1 protein-coding gene is annotated in these 1,527 nt (G+C 53.2%); it reads left to right on the top strand.

The genetic code is table 11. From position 1 onward, the window contains the following. Positions 1-365, top strand: a 365-nt coding sequence (locus RSSM_RS34810) for a hypothetical protein (protein WP_044302931.1), incomplete at its 5' end; no start/stop codon positions are given. Between the last annotated feature and the right edge of the window lie 1,162 nt (positions 366-1,527).

Genomic DNA, 1,527 nt, shown 5'->3' on the forward strand with positions numbered 1-1,527 from the left:
CTCGAAGCCATGAAGCCGAACTCGTGTTGATCAAGAAGGGTGCCCGTATCGGCAACCGTTACCACCAATGGATGACTAGACCATACTTTCCAATTCTTGACGCGAAGGGCAAGGTCTCTCCGTCATCCTGCAATCCGCACGTGAACCTGCTAGACCTGACGCTCGATCCCACCAGTTTTCGCGATCTTGCTTCCTCTATTCACGATTTGATCCCAACCGGCGATTATTCGCACGTTGCGATATACTTGCGCTCTTCAACGCCTGGACGCAAGTTGATTGAGGACTACGCAAAATCGAAACTCCAGCACTGTGTCATCTTTGACGAGTCACAAATTTCTGGACATCGATCTGTCACCGGCGGATAACCATGCGGTGAACGCGGAGCAAACGCATCGCCTTTTCACAAGCTTCAATCCGTGGCATGCGTTTGCCCGGTTACCGCCGACGTTCCCCGACTGAAGCTATTTCCGATCCACGCTAGCTGTCATGATCTCATGTGGTCGATGCCCGTTTGGCTTTCCCGGCGATGTTGTATGCATGAATTGCGCAACTGGTTTCGCGATTGGATTTCCCGCAGGTCGACACCCAAGCGTCGGTCAGGTGCTACCTCTGACACAGGTGTTTCGTATGACGACATCGCGAATCAACGGAAAGATTCGCTGCAAGGCTTTTACTGAAACTGTGCCATCGGAGCTTACGGTAACGGTCGCCACTAGGACCGTCGACTTTCAGGGGGAAACCCATGAATTACTTGACTACCCGTTGAACGATTTAGCCTGTCCTCGCTGCAAGGAAAAGAATCTCAGGTTCTATTTGGCTGATCCAGATACGTGCCCATCATGTGGTGCGGTTGCGCTACACAAGCACGTGACTTTAGGGCCGTTATTGCTGCCACCGCTCGATGATTCTGGCGTTTCGTAGGCGAGCGGTTGGATATATGTCGTTTCAAAGTTTGTACAAATCGTCATCAATGCAATACAATCGTCCTTCGCTACTTGGTAACAAAGATGCGGGGAACCAAGGGTTGTTACGGAGCCGGGCTTGCGAGCGTTTGGCAATGGAAAATCAACCGTTCCGGCCCGCAAAACCCAAACGTTATTCGAATTACTTCTCCGTCCGCATTGGAACGCGTTCACGCTCAGGACGCGATTCAACGCACGTCCATTCTCGATCCTGCGCATCTCTTGCGCACGTGTGCTATTAGCCTGCGGTATACTACATCCACTGGTCGAAACCGAGGTCACGTCGCACGCGTCACCGAAGTGGCCAAAGGCTAGCGATTGAGACCGGAGAGACCCAGACTTAAATCCTACTTGCGGCCCCAGCCTGCTGTTGCTTTCCCTGCGGGGCGGGATGCGATTCTCGCCTGCATTCTCCCTGCGGGACTTGGCTTTCGCTTGTGACGCCGGCACCGATACAACACAATCTTACCTTCGACGAAACCGCCGCCTCGATTTAGAGCCGTACGAATAACCAAGGAATGCACCGGAGCCGGGTGAGGCGGTTTCATCTGGTCGAGACTCCACC

The organism is Aporhodopirellula sallentina SM41 (genome assembly GCF_000346505.1).
In the GTDB taxonomy this organism is placed as follows: domain Bacteria; phylum Planctomycetota; class Planctomycetia; order Pirellulales; family Pirellulaceae; genus Rhodopirellula; species Rhodopirellula sallentina.